Consider the following 15,096-nt stretch of genomic DNA (forward strand, 5'->3'; position numbering starts at 1 on the left):
AGCCTATTATTCTTAAGCTGTTGTTTCAACTTATTTTTTAATGTTTTCGATAAACTGGTCGAACAAGTATGCTGAATCATGAGGTCCTGGACTAGCCTCTGGATGATATTGTACAGAAAAAACATTTTTGTTTTTCATGGCCAATCCTGCAACCGTATTATCATTTAAGTGCACATGGGTTACCACTAATTCCGGATTGCCCTCTGCTTCTTCTCTATTTACAGCAAACCCGTGATTTTGAGATGTAATTTCACCTTTACCAGTTATCATATTTTTTACTGGGTGATTAATACCTCTATGACCATTATGCATTTTATACGTTGATACGCCATTGGCACGTGCAATGACTTGATGCCCTAAGCATATACCAAATAACGGTAAATCTCTTTTTATTATTTCTGCAGCCACCTGTTGTGCTTCAATTAATGGTTCCGGATCTCCAGGACCATTTGACAAAAAATAACCGTCTGGTTTAAATGCTTCTAAATCTTCAAACTTAGAATTATAAGGAAATACTTTTATGTATACATCTCTACTTGCAATATTCCTTAAAATATTCTTTTTAATTCCAATATCTAAGGCAGCCACTTTATAGGTTGCATTTTCATCTCCAAAATAATATGGTTCTTTTGTTGACACTTGTGAAGCTAATTCTAGCCCTTCCATATTAGGTACTTCTGCAAGTTGCTTTTTAAGTCCTTCTATGTTATCTACCTCTGTTGAAATTACGGCATTCATTGCACCGTGATCTCTAATATAGCTTACTAGGGCTCTTGTATCTACATCAGAAATGGCTAACAAATTATTTTTATCAAGAAATTCTTCTAATGAACCATCGGCATCATCTCTTGAATACTCGTAACTAAAGTTTTTAACAATAAGACCTGCGATTTTTATGCTATCAGATTCAACCTCGTCATTATTAACACCATAATTACCAATATGTGCATTGGTTGCTACCATTAATTGGCCATAATATGAGGGGTCAGTAAATATTTCCTGATACCCAGTCATACCAGTATTAAAACACACCTCTCCAAATGCAGTTCCTTCCTTATTACCAACTGCTTTACCGTAAAAAATAGTCCCATCTGCAAGAATTATGATGGCTTTTTGTCTTTTTTGATATTTCATTCTAAAAAAAAGTTTTACAAAATTGCACAAAAAAAAGGATAAACTAAAATAGTTTATCCTTTATATTTAAATGCTTATTAACATTTATTCTTCTTCGTTTGATGCTTGAGTTTCAACTGGAGCTGCAACAGGTTTAGAACCACCTCTTCTACTTCTTCTAGTTGTTTTCTTCTCTTTCTTACCAGCATTATAGATTTCATTGTAATCAACAAGTTCTATCATTGCCATATCAGCATTATCACCTAAACGATTTCCTAGTTTAATAATTCTAGTATAACCACCTGGTCTATCTGCAACTTTACTAGCTACATCTCTAAAAAGTTCAACAACAGCTTCCTTTTGTCTAAGGTTAGCCATAACAATACGTCTGTTATGTGTAGTATCCGTTTTAGACTTAGTAATCATTGGCTCTACAAATTGTTTTAAAGCTTTTGCTTTAGCCACTGTTGTATTAATACGCTTATGCTCTATTAAAGAACAAGCCATATTAGCTAACATTGCTTTTCTGTGAGCTGTTTGTCTTCCTAAGTGATTTACTTTTTTTCCGTGTCTCATGACCTTTGTTTTATCATCTTGCTACCAAACTCTATTAAGAGGAGCAAAATATGATTATTTAATCTTTATCTAATTTATATTTACTTAAATCCATCCCGAAATTTAAACCTTTAACATTTACAAGCTCTTCAAGCTCAGTTAAAGACTTTTTACCAAAGTTTCTGAATTTCATTAAATCATTTTTGTTGAATGACACTAAATCTCCAAGAGTATCAACTTCTGCAGCTTTTAAACAGTTAAGTGCACGAACAGATAAATCCATATCTATTAGTTTCGTTTTAAGCAACTGGCGCATGTGAAGTGATTCCTCATCATAAGTTTCAGTTTGTGCAATTTCATCAGCCTCTAAAGTGATACGCTCATCAGAGAATAACATGAAGTGGTGAATTAAAGTTTTAGCTCCTTCTGTTAAAGCATCTTGTGGTGTTATTGAACCATCAGTAATTATTTCAAAAACTAATTTTTCATAATCCGTCTTTTGCTCTACACGATAGTTTTCAATACTATACTTAACGTTTTTAATAGGAGTGTATACTGAATCAGTAAAAATAGTACCGATTGGTGCAGAAGCCTTTTTGTTTTCTTCTGCTGGTACATATCCTCTACCCTTTTCAATGGTAATTTCCATATTATAGGTTACTTTAGGATCTAGGTTACAGATTACTAATTCTGTGTTTAATACCTGAAATCCAGAAATAAACTTCTGAAAATCTCCAGCTGTAATTCTATCTTGACCAGAAATTGAAATAGATATTGATTCATTATCAATATCTTCAATTTGTCTTTTGAAGCGAACCTGCTTTAAGTTTAAGATAATTTCTGTTACATCTTCAACTACACCAGCGATTGCTGAAAATTCATGATCAACACCTTCTATTCTAACTGAAGTAATTGCAAAGCCTTCTAAAGAAGACAATAACACACGTCTTAACGCATTACCTACAGTTAGACCGTAACCTGGTTCTAATGGTCTGAATTCGAATTTACCTTCGAAATCAGTAGAATCAATCATGATTACTTTGTCTGGTTTTTGAAAATTAAATACTGCCATTTTTTTCTTCGTTTTAATTGTTATTTGGTTGCGCGATTTATAAGTTTGAAGAAGACGAATAAATCCTTTGGCCAAATACCAATATGATTAATTAATTATTTAGAATATAATTCTACAATGAATTGTTCGTTTATGTTTTCTGGAATTTGAATTCTAGCAGGAACAGAAACATAAGTTCCTTGCTTTGTATCATTATTCCAAGTAATCCATTCATAAACGGTACTTGAATTAGAAAGTGATCTTTCAATAGACTCAAGTGATTTTGATTTCTCTCTTACAGCTACAACATCACCCGCTTTTAATTGGTAAGAAGGAATATTTACCAACTCCCCATTTACAGTAATATGTCTATGCGATACTAATTGTCTTGCACCACTTCTCGTTGGAGCAATACCCATTCTAAACACCACATTATCAAGTCTAGACTCACATAATTGTAATAAAACCTCACCTGTGATACCTTGAGCAGCTCTAGCTTTCTTAAATAATCCTCTAAATTGACGTTCTAAGATACCGTAAGTATACTTAGCTTTTTGTTTCGCCTCTAATTGGATTGCATATTCAGATTTCTTTCCTCTACGTCTTGCGTTTCCGTGTTGTCCAGGAGGATAATTTCTTTTTTCGAAGGATTTATCTTCTCCGAAGATAGCTTCGCCAAATTTACGAGCTATTTTTGTTTTAGGACCAGTATATCTTGCCATTTTAAAATTGTTTTGAGAGTGATTATGAATTAAGGTCTTAATCTTATCCTTCGATAATCTTTTGATCTCTCGTTAATACTTGTTTATTTTTTTCAGTTTGCAAATGTATACAAAAAATTAATACCATCTGCCAACCAGATGATATTAATTTTTCTATTTACTTGACTATAATCAGGTTAATCAACCGTGATTAAACTCTTCTTCTTTTAGGAGGACGACAACCATTATGTGGTAAAGGCGTAACATCAATAATTTCTGTTACTTCAATTCCAGCATTGTGTATTGAACGAATAGCAGATTCTCTACCATTTCCTGGACCCTTAACATAAACCTTTACTTTTTTCAATCCAGCTTCTGATGCTACTGCAGCAGCATCCTCAGCAGCTAATTGCGCAGCATAAGGTGTATTTTTCTTAGATCCTCTAAATCCCATCTTACCTGCAGAAGACCATGAAATTACGTCTCCTTTTTTGTTTGTTAATGAGATTATGATATTATTGAAAGAAGCAGTTACATGCGCCTCTCCAACAGCATCTACAATAACTTTACGTTTTTTTGTACTTGTCTTTGCCATATTTTCTAGTGCTTAGTATTAGTTATAGTCGCTAGAATCCTAAACCGTAATTTCAAACAGATTCCTTCCAACGTCTAAAGACTAAAGACTAAATTTATAAATAATTAATTATGCCTTCTTTTTGTTAGCAACAGTTTTTCTTCTACCTTTTCTGGTTCTAGAGTTGTTCTTAGTACGTTGACCTCTTAACGGTAAACCAGATCTATGACGAATACCTCTGTAACATCCTATATCCATTAATCGCTTAATGTTTAATTGTGTTTCAGAACGTAATTCACCTTCGATAGTGTAAGTTCCAACTGCTTCACGAATACCAGCTATCTGGTCATCCGTCCAATCTTGAACTTTAGTACTTTCATCAACTTTAGCCGTTGCTAAAATCTCTTGAGCTCTACTTCTCCCTACACCGTAGATGTAAGTTAAAGAGATTACTCCTCTTTTGTTTTTTGGTATGTCTACACCTGCAATTCTTGCCATAATTACCCTTGTCTTTGTTTAAATCTAGGATTCTTTTTGTTTATCACGTAAAGTCTGCCTTTTCTACGCACAATTTTACAATCTGCGCTTCTTTTTTTAACTGATGCTCTTACTTTCATCTTGTTAGTATCTATAAGTTATTCGAGCCTTTGTTAAATCATAAGGACTCATTTCTAATTTTACTTTATCTCCAGGTAACAACTTAATATAATGCATACGCATCTTACCTGAGATATGTGCCGTCACTATGTGACCGTTCTCTAATTCAACACGAAACATAGCATTTGATAATGCCTCTATTATTGTTCCGTCTTGCTCTATTGCCGCTTGTTTTGCCATAGTATAATAATTAAGCTACTGCCTTTCTATTTTTACCTGTCTTCATCAAACCATCATAGTGTCTATTCAACAAATAAGAATTTATTTGCTGCATGGTATCTATTGCTACCCCTACCATAATTAACAAAGATGTTCCTCCAAAAAACAGAGCCCAACCTTGTTGTACACCCATAAGCTTAACAATAAACGCTGGGAATATGGCAACCACTGCCAAAAATATAGATCCTGGCAAGGTTATTTGAGACATAATTTTATCTAAATACTCCGAAGTTTCAGAACCTGGACGAATACCTGGAATAAAACCACCACTACGCTTTAAATCGTCAGCCATTTTATTTGTAGGTACTGTTATTGCCGTATAGAAGTATGTAAATACAATGATTAATAAAGCAAATGTCAAGTTATACCAAAATCCGAACATATCAGAATAATTGGTCTGCATCCATGCTCCTGCCGCAGTCTCTTTCAAGAAAGATGATCCACCTATTAAACTCGGCACAAACATTATGGCCTGTGCGAATATAATTGGCATAACACCTGAGGCATTTAGTTTTAATGGAATATATTGTCTTGATCCTGCCATAGCGCTTTTCTCATAACCACCAGTAGCAGTTCTTCTTGCATATTGCACGGCAATTTTTCTAACACCCATTACCAACATAATAGATGCTAATATGATTACGAACCAGATGACAAACTCAATTAATACCATCATTAAACCTCCATTTCCACCACCTTCTAATCTTGTGGCTGCATTCTGTAAAAATGCTTGTGGCAACGTAGCTATAATACCTACCATAATTAATAGTGAGATTCCATTACCAATACCTTTATCGGTAATTTTCTCACCTAACCACATGGCAAATATACATCCAGTTACTAAGATAGTTACTGAAGAGAAATAGAATAAAAATCCTGTTCCTAATAAAAATGCGCTTGGTGGAATACCTAAGGCAGGTAAACTTGCTAAATATCCAGGAGCCTGTAATAAACAGATAGCGATGGTCAACCAACGCGTAATCTGATTTATTTTCTTTTGCCCACTTGCGCCTTCTTTTTGAAGTTTTTGCAAGTAAGGAATAGCAATACCCATTAACTGTACAACAATAGAAGCAGAAATGTAAGGCATAATACCTAAAGCGAAAACCGAAGCATTAGCAAAGGCACCTCCCGTAAAGGCATTAAGCAATCCTAACAAACCACCGTCTGTCTTTTCTGCTAAACCTCCTAATTGTGCCGCGTCAATACCAGGTAAAACTACCTGTGCACCAAAACGGTAAACTAATAACAGACTCAAAGTTACTATGATTCTGTTTCTTAGTTCTTCTATTTTCCAAACATTCTTTATTGATTCTATAAATTTCATACTTATAATAAGTCTTATATAGTTACAGCTTCTCCTCCTGCCGCTTCAATTGCAGCTTTTGCCGAAGCAGTAAACTTATGAGCAGATACTTTTAATTTTGCTTTTAATTCACCTCTACCTAAAATTTTAACTAGATCATTCTTTCCAGCTAAACGGTTAGTAAATAAGGTTTCAAAATCAACTGTATCTTTAATTTTCTTATCATCAACTAATTGTTGTAAAGTATCTAAATTGATACCTTGATATTCAACACGGTTGATGTTAGTAAAGCCAAACTTAGGAACACGTCTTTGAAGAGGCATTTGACCACCTTCAAAACCTAATTTCTTAGAATAACCAGAACGAGATTTAGCTCCTTTGTGACCACGAGTTGCCGTACCACCTTTTCCAGAACCTTGTCCTCTACCAATTCTTTTTCCTTGGCTTTTTACTGAACCTTCTGCAGGTTTTAAATTACTTAAATCCATTTTTCAGTTTATATTTTTAAGCTTCTTCAACAGAAACTAAATGTGAAACTTTAGCAACCATACCAAGAATATTTGGTGTAGCATCGTGCTCTATTACTTGACCAATCTTTTTAAGACCTAGAGCTTCTAAAGTTCTCTTTTGTCTTTGCGTACGATTGATTGCGCTTTTAACTTTTTTTACTTTAATCTTTGCCATCTCTGTCTGTATTAAGCGTTAAAAACTTGTTCAAGTGTAATTCCTCTATCTCTAGCGATAGCATTTGCATCTCTTAACTGTAATAAAGCATCAAAAGTTGCTTTTACAACGTTATGAGGGTTTGACGATCCTTGAGATTTAGATAATACATCATGTACACCTACGGCCTCAAGAACTGTTCTTACAGCACCACCAGCAATAACACCAGTACCAGGAGCAGCTGGAATAATATTTACTCGAGCTCCACCATATTTACCTTTTTGTTCGTGTGGTAATGTTCCTTTAATAATAGGAATTCTTACAAGGTTTTTCTTCGCATCTTCCACTGCCTTTGCAATAGCACTAGCAACGTCTTTAGACTTTCCTAAACCTTGTCCAACAACACCAGCTTCATCTCCAACCACAACGATTGCTGAGAAACCAAATGCTCTACCACCTTTTGTTACTTTAGTAACTCTTTGTACTCCAACTAAACGATCTTTAAGATCTAATCCACCTGGTTTTACTAATTCTGCACTTTTATATTTTTTAAACATAATTTCTTAGAATTTAAGTCCTGCTTCTCTAGCTCCTTCAGCTAATGATTTTACTCTACCATGGTATAAATACCCTCCTCTATCAAAAGCGATAGTTTCAATACCAGCCTTTATAGCTTTTTCAGCAAGTGCCTTACCTACTAATTTTGCTACTTCAGATTTAGTTCCTTTTGCAGTACTAATGTCTTTATCTCTTGAAGATGCAGCACCGATAGTAGTACCAGTAACATCATCAATTATTTGAGCATAAATTTCTTTATTACTTCTATAAACAGCTAATCTTGGTCTTGCCTCTGTACCAGAAACAACCTTACGGATTCTGTTTTTTATTCTTAGTCTTTTTTCGTTCTTTGTCAATGCCATAACTTAATTATTAAGCTGATTTACCTGCTTTTCTTCTTATTTCCTCACCTACAAACTTGATTCCTTTTCCTTTGTAAGGTTCAGGCTTTCTAAATCCGCGGATCTTCGCAGCTACTTGACCAACAAGTTGTTTATCGAATGATGTTAGCTTTATCAAAGGGTTTTTTCCTTTTTCTGATACAGTTTCCACTTTTACTTCTGGAGCTACATTCAGAATGATGTTATGAGAAAATCCTAAAGCTAAATCTAATTTTTGTCCTTGGTTTGATGCTCTATAACCAACACCAATCAATTCTAATTCTTTAGTCCATCCTTTAGATACACCTTCTATCATATTGTTCATTAAAGATCTATATAAACCGTGTTTAGCTTTTTGATCTTTAGTATCAGAAGAACGCGTAACTAAAACGTTACCGTCTTCAACTTTAATTTCTATAGAATCGTAATTTTGTGTTAACTCTCCTAATTTTCCTTTTACAGTTACTACGTTATCTTTAACATCAACTGTTACACCTTCTGGAATGGCTACTGGATTATTTCCTATTCTTGACATTTCTTTCTGGCTTTAAAATTAGTAAACGTAACATAAAACTTCTCCTCCTACGTTATCTCTTTTGGCTTGTTTACCTGTCATAACTCCATGAGAAGTTGAAACAATAGCAATACCTAAACCGTTTAAGATACGTGGTAACTCATTAGCACCAGCATACTGACGTAAACCTGGTGTACTAATTCTTTGAAGTTTCTTAATTACTGATTCTTTTGTCTCTTTATTGTACTTTAAGGCTATTTTTATAGTCCCTTGTACAGTTGAGTCATCAAATTTGTAACTTAAAATATATCCTTGTTCGAATAATATTTTAGTAATGTCTTTCTTTAAATTAGAAGCAGGAATCTCCACCACTCTGTGGTTGGCACGCACTGCGTTTCTAATTCTTGTCAAATAATCCGCAATTGGATCTGAGTACATAATGAATTGATTTTGTGGTCTTGGTTTTCGAATTATTTCGAACCTTAAACCTGATTATTTAAATAATATTACCAACTTGCTTTTCTTACACCAGGGATAAGACCTTGATTGGCCATTTCTCTGAATGTTACACGTGAAATTCCAAAAGTTCTCATATAACCTTTTGGTCTTCCTGTTAATTTACATCTATTATGTTGACGGATAGGAGATGCATTTTTAGGTAACTTTTGCAATGCTTCATAATCACCAGCTTCTTTTAAAGCTTTGCGTTTCTCAGCATATTTAGCAACAGTTTTTGATCTTTTTACCTCGCGGGCTTTCATTGATTCTTTAGCCATGTCTTAATTCTTTTTAAAAGGTAATCCTAACTCGGTTAATAATGATTTTGCTTCTTTATCAGTATCTGCGGTTGTTACAAAAGTAATATCCATTCCAGAAATTTTGTTTACTTTATCAATGTTAATTTCTGGGAATATAATTTGTTCAGTAACTCCTAAATTGTAATTACCACGTCCGTCAAATCCTGTCGCTTTAATTCCGTTAAAATCCCTAACACGTGGAAGTGCCGAAGTTACTAAACGGTCTAAAAACTCATACATTCTTTCACCACGTAAAGTCACTTTAACACCAATTGGCATTCCTTTACGTAATTTAAATGATGCAACATCCTTTTTAGATAATGTAGATATTGCTTTTTGTCCAGATATAGTAGTTATTTCTTCTACTGCGTAGTCGATCAACTTTTTGTCTGCCACTGCTGCTCCAACACCCTTAGATATCACTATCTTAGAAAGTTTAGGAACTTGCATTACATTCTTATATCCAAATTCGTCTGTAAGAGCTGCAATTACTCTGCTTTTATACTCTTCTTTAAGTCTAGGTGAATATGCCATAACTATATTACTTCATTAGATTTTGTTGAAAACCTTACTTTTTTACCATCTTCTATCTTAAATCCAACTCTAGTTGTTTCTCCTTTTGAAGTCAACAATGATAAGTTAGAAATATGAATAGCAGCTTCTTTCTCTACGATTCCACCTTGAGGATTTTGTGCACTTGGCTTAGTATGTTTCTTTACCATGTTTACACCCTCAACAATCGCCTTGTTCTTTTCTATTAATACCTTTTGTACTTTACCTTCAGATCCTTTATGGTCTCCAGCAATTACTTTAACGGTATCTCCAGTTTTTATTTTAAGCTTTGTCATCTTAAATTTATGTATTAAAGCACTTCTGGTGCTAATGATACAATCTTCATGAATTGTTTATCACGAAGCTCTCTTGCAACAGGACCAAAAACACGTGTTCCTCTCATCTCACCCGTTGGGTTTAATAAAACACAAGCGTTATCATCAAATCTTATATAAGATCCGTCAGGTCTTCTTACTTCCTTTTTAGTACGCACAACAACTGCTGTAGAAACTGCTTTTTTCTTAATGTTTCCATTAGGAGTTGCATCTTTAACAGACACAACAATTTTGTCTCCTACAGAAGCATATCTTCTTTTAGTACCTCCTAAAACACGGATAACTAAAACTTCTTTTGCTCCAGTATTATCTGCTACTTTTATTCTTGATTCTTGCTGTAACATAATTATTTAGCTCTTTCTAGGATTTCTACTAATCTCCAACATTTAGATTTACTTAAAGGTCTTGTTTCCATGATCTTTACTGTATCTCCAATATTACAATCGTTTGTCTCGTCGTGTGCAACATATTTCTTAGTCTTTAACACGAACTTACCATACATAGGATGTTTTACTTTTTTCACCTCAGAAACCACAATCGATTTCTGCATTTTGTTACTTGTAACAACTCCTATACGTTCTTTTCTTAAATTTCTTGTTTCCATCTTTCAGCAGAATTATTGTAATTCTCTTTTAGTTAATTCAGTCGCAATTCTCGCTACAGTACGTCTAATACCACGTAACTGAATTGGATTTTCTAAAGGAGATATTGCATGAGCCAATTTTAGGTCTGAATAACTCTTTTTTGATTCACTAAGTTTCTCTTGTAACTCAGCTACAGATAATTCTTTAATTTCTGATTGTTTCATAATATCAAATAAATTATGCTTCGTAATCTCTAGCGATTAAAAACTTAGTTTTAACTGGTAGTTTTTGTGCTGCTAAACGTAATGCTTCTCTTGCAACATCTAATGGCACTCCACCAATTTCAAATAAAACACGTCCTGGTCTACAAACAGCTACCCATAATTCTACAGCACCCTTACCTTTACCCATACGTACTTCAAGAGGCTTTTTTGTAATAGGCTTGTCTGGAAATATTTTAATCCAAAGTTGACCTTCTCTTTTCATGTAACGTGTGGCAGCAATACGAGCCGCTTCAATTTGACGTGATGTTATAAACGTTGCGTCTAATGCTTTTATTCCAAAAGTTCCATTTGAAAGTTGATGCCCTCTTCCAGAGAGACCTTTCATACGTCCTTTTTGTTGTTTACGAAATTTTGTTCTTTTAGGCTGTAACATTTTTCTTTACTTTATAAAAAATTACTTTCTACGACGTGATTTGTTGTCTCTGTTTCCGCCACGTCCTCCGGCTCCACCTTTTCCTTGCTTCTTAGATAATCCAACAAGCGGAGAAAGCTCTCTTTTACCATACACCTCACCTTTCATGATCCATACCTTAACACCCAATCTACCATAAGTAGTGTGTGCCTCAACTAAAGCATAATCAATATCGGCTCTAAATGTTGATAAAGGAATACGTCCATCTTTGTAGTGCTCAGATCGCGCCATTTCAGCACCATTTAAACGTCCACTAATCTGGATTTTAATTCCTTCAGCATTCATACGCATAGTAGCAGCAATAGCCATTTTGATTGCACGTCTGTATGAAATTCTATTTTCAATTTGACGAGCGATACTAGATCCTACTAAAAACGCATCAAGTTCAGGTCTTTTAATTTCAAAGATGTTAATCTGAACTTCTTTTCCAGTAATTTTCTTAAGCTCTTCTTTTAACTTGTCTACCTCTTGTCCACCTTTCCCGATAATAATACCAGGTCTTGCAGTAGTGATAGTAACGGTTACAAGTTTTAAAGTTCTCTCGATGATTACTCTACTTACACTAGCTTTAGATAAACGCGCGTGAACGTATTTTCTAATCTTATCGTCTTCGGCAAGTTTATCACCATAATCGTTTCCTCCGTACCAGTTAGATTCCCATCCTCTGATAATTCCTAAGCGATTTCCGATTGGATTTGTCTTTTGTCCCATACTTTTATTAAGCTTGTGTGTTATTATTAGCTCCAACTACGATAGTAACGTGGTTTGAACGTTTTCTAATTCTGTGTGCACGACCCTGAGGTGCTGGACGCAATCTTTTTAACATAGATCCGCTATCCACTTTTATCTCCTTTACAACCAATTCAGCCGATTCAATATCCGCCTCCTCATTTTTAGCTTGCCAGTTAGCAATTGCTGATAATAACAATTTCTCTAAACGACCTGAAGCTTCCTTTTGGTTGAATTTTAAAATATTAAGTGCATGTTCTACTTTTTCGCCTCTTACTAAATCGGCTACTAAACGCATTTTTCTCGGTGATGTAGGACAGTTATTAAGTTTAGCAAAAGCAACGTGCTTTTTTGCTTCCTTAATAGCGTCTGCCATTTGTTTTTTACGACTTCCCATAGCTTACTACTTTTTACCTTTATTTTTAGCACCTGCATGTCCACGGAATGAACGTGTTGGTGAAAATTCTCCTAATTTATGACCTACCATGTTTTCAGTAACATATACTGGTACAAATTGACGGCCATTGTGTACTGCAATTGTTTGACCAACAAAATCTGGAGTAATCATTGAGGCTCTAGACCACGTTTTGATTACTGTTTTTTTGTTTGACTCAACATTAACAGCCACTTTCTTTTCTAACTTATAATGAACGTAAGGTCCTTTTTTTAATGATCTTGCCATGTCTTATTTCTTTCTACGTTCTACAATATATTTATTACTTGCTTTCGTCTTAGAACGTGTTCTATAACCTTTAGCTGGTATTCCATTTCTAGAACGTGGATGTCCTCCTGAAGACTTACCTTCACCACCACCCATTGGGTGATCAACTGGATTCATTACTACTGGTCTAGTACGTGGTCTTCTTCCTAACCATCTTGTTCTACCCGCTTTACCTCCTACCATTAATTGGTGATCAGAGTTAGATACAACACCTATTGTTGCCATACAATCCGCAAGAATTAATCTTGTTTCACCTGAAGGCAATTTAACTGTTGCAAATTTACCATCTCTTGCCATTAACTGAGCAAAAGCACCTGCACTACGCGCCATAACAGCACCTTGACCAGGACGTAATTCTATACATGAAATAATTGTTCCTAATGGAATTTCACTTAAAGGCATTGCATTTCCAATTTCTGGAGCTACACCTTCTTTACCAGAAACAACATTTCGCCCAACTTGTAATCCATTTTGAGCAATGATATATCTTTTCTCACCATCTTGATAGTTCAATAATGCGATAAAAGCTGTTCTGTTTGGATCGTATTGAATCGAAGCTACTTCACCTGGAATCCCAGCTTTGTCTCTTTTAAAATCGATAACACGATACTTTCTTTTATGACCACCACCTATGTAGCGCATGGTCATTTTTCCTTCACTGTTTCTACCACCAGACCTTTTATTCGGTTCGAGTAAACTCTTCTCCGGCTTATCAGTAGTAATGGCATCATAGCCATTTACTACTCTAAAACGCTGTCCTGGTGTGATTGGTTTTAATTTTCTTACTGACATTAGTCTTTAATTACATGTTACTGTATAAATCAATCATTTCCCCTTCCGCCAGTTGTACAATTGCCTTTTTAACAGCATTTGTTTTACCATATTGAATACCAGTTTTTGTGTGCTTGGTACTACGATCTGGACGGACATTTATAGTACGAACTTTTTCAACAGAAACACCATAAGCAGCTTCCACCGCTTTTTTGATTTCTACCTTGTTCGCCTTTGTGTTCACTGAGAACCAATAGCAGTTCTTTAACTCGCTATCAGCAGTCGCTTTTTCTGTGATTATAGGTTTAATTAAGATACTCATCTGTTTCTTATTTACTTAAGTTTGTTTCAATTCCTTCTAAGGCACCTTCTAAAAGCACTACTTGACCTGCATTCAAAATCTTGTAAGTACTTAATTCTGAAGCCGTTATAACTTCTGAGCCTTTCAAATTGCGCGATGACAAATATACGTTATTATTTGACCCACCCAACACAAACAGAGATTTTTTGTTTTCAAGCTCTAAAGCCTTTAAAACCGCTGTAAAGTTTTTCGTTTTTGGAGCATCAAAATTAAAGTCTTCTAAAACTGTAATTGACTTCTCTCCTGCTTTAATACTTAAGGCAGACTTACGCGCTAAACGCTTTAAGTTTTTATTAAGTTTAAAACTGTAATTTCTTGGTCTTGGACCAAACATACGTCCACCACCTTTAAATACACCAGACTTAATACTACCTGCTCTTGCTGTACCAGTTCCTTTTTGCTTTTTTATCTTACGCGTAGACCCTGAAATCTCACCTCTTTCTTTAGATTTGTGAGTACCTTGTCTTTGGTTTGCTAAATATTGTTTAACATCCAAATATACTGCGTGATTATTAGGCTCAATAGCAAACACATCCTTAGAAAGGTCTGCCTTTCTACCTGTGTCTTTTCCGTTTATATCTAAAACTGCTACTTTCATTATTTTCTAATAATTACATAAGCGTTTTTGTGACCAGGAACACATCCTTTAACCACAAGTAGGTTCTTTTCAGTAACTACTTTTAAAACTCTTAAATTTTGAACTTTAACTGTGTCTCCACCCATTCTTCCTGCCATTTTCATTCCTTTGAAAACTCTTGCAGGGTAAGATGCAGCTCCAATAGATCCTGGCGCTCTTAAACGGTTATGTTGACCGTGAGTAGCTTGACCTACACCACCGAAACCATGACGTTTTACAACACCTTGAAATCCTTTACCTTTTGATGTTCCTGCAACATCAACAAATTCTCCTTCGTTGAAATGTTCTACAGTGATAGCATCTCCTAATTTGTACTCCTCATCAAAACCTTTGAATTCAACAACTTTGCGTTTTACAGAAGTACCCGCTTTTTTTGCATGACCTAAGTCTGCTTTAGTAGCGCTTTTTTCTGTCGCGTCATCGAAACCTAATTGAAGTGCCGAATAACCGTCAACTTCTTCAGTTCTGACTTGGGTAACTACGCATGGCCCAGCTTCGATTACTGTACAAGGAACATTTTTCCCGTTTTCATCAAAGATGCTGGTCATACCGATTTTCTTTCCAATTAACCCAGACATATTTATTTATTTAATTTATTACTATTTGTTATTAAAATTCAAGG

29 protein-coding genes are annotated in these 15,096 nt (G+C 34.9%); all 29 read right to left on the reverse strand.

All coding sequences use genetic code 11. From position 1 onward, the window contains the following. Positions 1 to 30: 30 nt before the first annotated feature. The 29 genes from carA to rplC all read right to left on the reverse strand — a co-directional run bounded on the left by carA (position 31) and on the right by rplC (position 15,052). Positions 31 to 1,134, reverse strand: coding sequence for a glutamine-hydrolyzing carbamoyl-phosphate synthase small subunit (gene carA / locus IE051_RS07830; protein WP_189360227.1), 1,104 nt, complete (start codon positions 1,132 to 1,134; stop codon positions 31 to 33). Between the two features lie 84 nt (positions 1,135 to 1,218). Then, on the reverse strand, positions 1,219 to 1,689 hold the full coding sequence (gene rplQ, locus IE051_RS07835; protein ID WP_189360228.1) for a 50S ribosomal protein L17: 471 nt from the start codon (positions 1,687 to 1,689) through the stop codon (positions 1,219 to 1,221). 58 nt (positions 1,690 to 1,747) lie between these two features. Next, positions 1,748 to 2,740: a DNA-directed RNA polymerase subunit alpha gene (locus tag IE051_RS07840; protein ID WP_189360229.1), complete on the reverse strand. Its 993-nt coding sequence runs from the start codon at positions 2,738 to 2,740 to the stop codon at positions 1,748 to 1,750. Between the two features lie 95 nt (positions 2,741 to 2,835). Then, a complete protein-coding gene (gene rpsD / locus IE051_RS07845; RefSeq protein WP_189360230.1) occupies positions 2,836 to 3,441 on the reverse strand; it encodes a 30S ribosomal protein S4 in 606 nt (201 codons plus the stop codon). Between the two features lie 190 nt (positions 3,442 to 3,631). Next, positions 3,632 to 4,015, reverse strand: coding sequence for a 30S ribosomal protein S11 (rpsK, locus tag IE051_RS07850; RefSeq protein WP_054729607.1), 384 nt, complete (start codon positions 4,013 to 4,015; stop codon positions 3,632 to 3,634). A gap of 108 nt (positions 4,016 to 4,123) precedes the next feature. Beyond that, a complete protein-coding gene (gene rpsM / locus IE051_RS07855) occupies positions 4,124 to 4,492 on the reverse strand; it encodes a 30S ribosomal protein S13 (protein WP_189360231.1) in 369 nt (122 codons plus the stop codon). Positions 4,493 to 4,494: 2 nt separating this feature from the next. Then, positions 4,495 to 4,611, reverse strand: a complete 117-nt coding sequence (ykgO, locus tag IE051_RS07860; RefSeq protein ID WP_013305171.1) for a type B 50S ribosomal protein L36 — start codon at positions 4,609 to 4,611, stop codon at positions 4,495 to 4,497. A 4-nt stretch (positions 4,612 to 4,615) separates the two neighbouring features. Next, positions 4,616 to 4,831 (reverse strand): translation initiation factor IF-1, encoded by a 216-nt coding sequence (infA, locus tag IE051_RS07865; RefSeq protein WP_007094967.1) that lies wholly within the window; start codon positions 4,829 to 4,831, stop codon positions 4,616 to 4,618. A gap of 10 nt (positions 4,832 to 4,841) precedes the next feature. After that, positions 4,842 to 6,197, reverse strand: a complete 1,356-nt coding sequence (gene secY / locus IE051_RS07870) for a preprotein translocase subunit SecY (RefSeq protein WP_189360232.1) — start codon at positions 6,195 to 6,197, stop codon at positions 4,842 to 4,844. 14 nt (positions 6,198 to 6,211) lie between these two features. Continuing rightward, positions 6,212 to 6,664 (reverse strand): 50S ribosomal protein L15, encoded by a 453-nt coding sequence (rplO, locus tag IE051_RS07875; RefSeq protein ID WP_189360233.1) that lies wholly within the window; start codon positions 6,662 to 6,664, stop codon positions 6,212 to 6,214. A 16-nt stretch (positions 6,665 to 6,680) separates the two neighbouring features. Continuing rightward, positions 6,681 to 6,860, reverse strand: a complete 180-nt coding sequence (rpmD, locus tag IE051_RS07880) for a 50S ribosomal protein L30 (protein WP_189360234.1) — start codon at positions 6,858 to 6,860, stop codon at positions 6,681 to 6,683. An 11-nt stretch (positions 6,861 to 6,871) separates the two neighbouring features. Next, positions 6,872 to 7,396, reverse strand: a complete 525-nt coding sequence (gene rpsE / locus IE051_RS07885) for a 30S ribosomal protein S5 (RefSeq protein ID WP_092847729.1) — start codon at positions 7,394 to 7,396, stop codon at positions 6,872 to 6,874. Positions 7,397 to 7,402: 6 nt separating this feature from the next. Further along, a complete protein-coding gene (gene rplR, locus IE051_RS07890) occupies positions 7,403 to 7,759 on the reverse strand; it encodes a 50S ribosomal protein L18 (protein ID WP_189360235.1) in 357 nt (118 codons plus the stop codon). A gap of 10 nt (positions 7,760 to 7,769) precedes the next feature. Then, entirely contained in the window at positions 7,770 to 8,312 is a 543-nt protein-coding gene (rplF, locus tag IE051_RS07895; protein WP_189360236.1) for a 50S ribosomal protein L6, read from the reverse strand. Between the two features lie 18 nt (positions 8,313 to 8,330). After that, entirely contained in the window at positions 8,331 to 8,729 is a 399-nt protein-coding gene (gene rpsH, locus IE051_RS07900) for a 30S ribosomal protein S8 (protein WP_189360237.1), read from the reverse strand. Positions 8,730 to 8,797: 68 nt separating this feature from the next. Next, a complete protein-coding gene (gene rpsN / locus IE051_RS07905; RefSeq protein WP_042499141.1) occupies positions 8,798 to 9,067 on the reverse strand; it encodes a 30S ribosomal protein S14 in 270 nt (89 codons plus the stop codon). A 3-nt stretch (positions 9,068 to 9,070) separates the two neighbouring features. Further along, entirely contained in the window at positions 9,071 to 9,622 is a 552-nt protein-coding gene (gene rplE / locus IE051_RS07910; protein WP_189360238.1) for a 50S ribosomal protein L5, read from the reverse strand. A 2-nt stretch (positions 9,623 to 9,624) separates the two neighbouring features. Continuing rightward, entirely contained in the window at positions 9,625 to 9,936 is a 312-nt protein-coding gene (rplX, locus tag IE051_RS07915) for a 50S ribosomal protein L24 (protein WP_189360239.1), read from the reverse strand. 14 nt (positions 9,937 to 9,950) lie between these two features. After that, positions 9,951 to 10,319: a 50S ribosomal protein L14 gene (gene rplN, locus IE051_RS07920; protein WP_069831953.1), complete on the reverse strand. Its 369-nt coding sequence runs from the start codon at positions 10,317 to 10,319 to the stop codon at positions 9,951 to 9,953. A gap of 2 nt (positions 10,320 to 10,321) precedes the next feature. Next, positions 10,322 to 10,579, reverse strand: coding sequence for a 30S ribosomal protein S17 (rpsQ, locus tag IE051_RS07925; RefSeq protein WP_136480162.1), 258 nt, complete (start codon positions 10,577 to 10,579; stop codon positions 10,322 to 10,324). Positions 10,580 to 10,591: 12 nt separating this feature from the next. Beyond that, on the reverse strand, positions 10,592 to 10,783 hold the full coding sequence (gene rpmC, locus IE051_RS07930; protein ID WP_189360240.1) for a 50S ribosomal protein L29: 192 nt from the start codon (positions 10,781 to 10,783) through the stop codon (positions 10,592 to 10,594). Positions 10,784 to 10,796: 13 nt separating this feature from the next. Next, the gene (gene rplP, locus IE051_RS07935) at positions 10,797 to 11,216 is read right to left on the reverse strand and encodes a 50S ribosomal protein L16 (protein WP_189360241.1); all 420 of its coding nucleotides are present in this window, start codon (positions 11,214 to 11,216) and stop codon (positions 10,797 to 10,799) included. A gap of 21 nt (positions 11,217 to 11,237) precedes the next feature. Then, positions 11,238 to 11,966 (reverse strand): 30S ribosomal protein S3, encoded by a 729-nt coding sequence (rpsC, locus tag IE051_RS07940; RefSeq protein ID WP_189360242.1) that lies wholly within the window; start codon positions 11,964 to 11,966, stop codon positions 11,238 to 11,240. A gap of 7 nt (positions 11,967 to 11,973) precedes the next feature. Beyond that, positions 11,974 to 12,381, reverse strand: a complete 408-nt coding sequence (gene rplV / locus IE051_RS07945; RefSeq protein ID WP_189360243.1) for a 50S ribosomal protein L22 — start codon at positions 12,379 to 12,381, stop codon at positions 11,974 to 11,976. A gap of 6 nt (positions 12,382 to 12,387) precedes the next feature. After that, positions 12,388 to 12,666 (reverse strand): 30S ribosomal protein S19, encoded by a 279-nt coding sequence (gene rpsS, locus IE051_RS07950; protein WP_042499126.1) that lies wholly within the window; start codon positions 12,664 to 12,666, stop codon positions 12,388 to 12,390. A 3-nt stretch (positions 12,667 to 12,669) separates the two neighbouring features. Continuing rightward, positions 12,670 to 13,497 (reverse strand): 50S ribosomal protein L2, encoded by an 828-nt coding sequence (gene rplB, locus IE051_RS07955; RefSeq protein ID WP_189360244.1) that lies wholly within the window; start codon positions 13,495 to 13,497, stop codon positions 12,670 to 12,672. Positions 13,498 to 13,507: 10 nt separating this feature from the next. After that, a complete protein-coding gene (rplW, locus tag IE051_RS07960; RefSeq protein ID WP_189360245.1) occupies positions 13,508 to 13,798 on the reverse strand; it encodes a 50S ribosomal protein L23 in 291 nt (96 codons plus the stop codon). Between the two features lie 7 nt (positions 13,799 to 13,805). Further along, on the reverse strand, positions 13,806 to 14,435 hold the full coding sequence (gene rplD / locus IE051_RS07965) for a 50S ribosomal protein L4 (protein ID WP_189360246.1): 630 nt from the start codon (positions 14,433 to 14,435) through the stop codon (positions 13,806 to 13,808). Continuing rightward, positions 14,435 to 15,052 carry a 50S ribosomal protein L3 gene (gene rplC, locus IE051_RS07970; RefSeq protein WP_189360247.1) on the reverse strand — a complete coding sequence of 206 codons (618 nt, stop codon included), beginning with the start codon at positions 15,050 to 15,052 and terminating at the stop codon, positions 14,435 to 14,437. The genes rplD and rplC overlap by 1 nt, the downstream gene beginning before the upstream one ends. Positions 15,053 to 15,096 lie beyond the last annotated feature (44 nt).

Origin of the sequence: Algibacter mikhailovii (genome assembly GCF_014651495.1) — a bacterium.
GTDB classification, from domain to species: Bacteria; Bacteroidota; Bacteroidia; order Flavobacteriales; family Flavobacteriaceae; genus Algibacter_E; species Algibacter_E mikhailovii.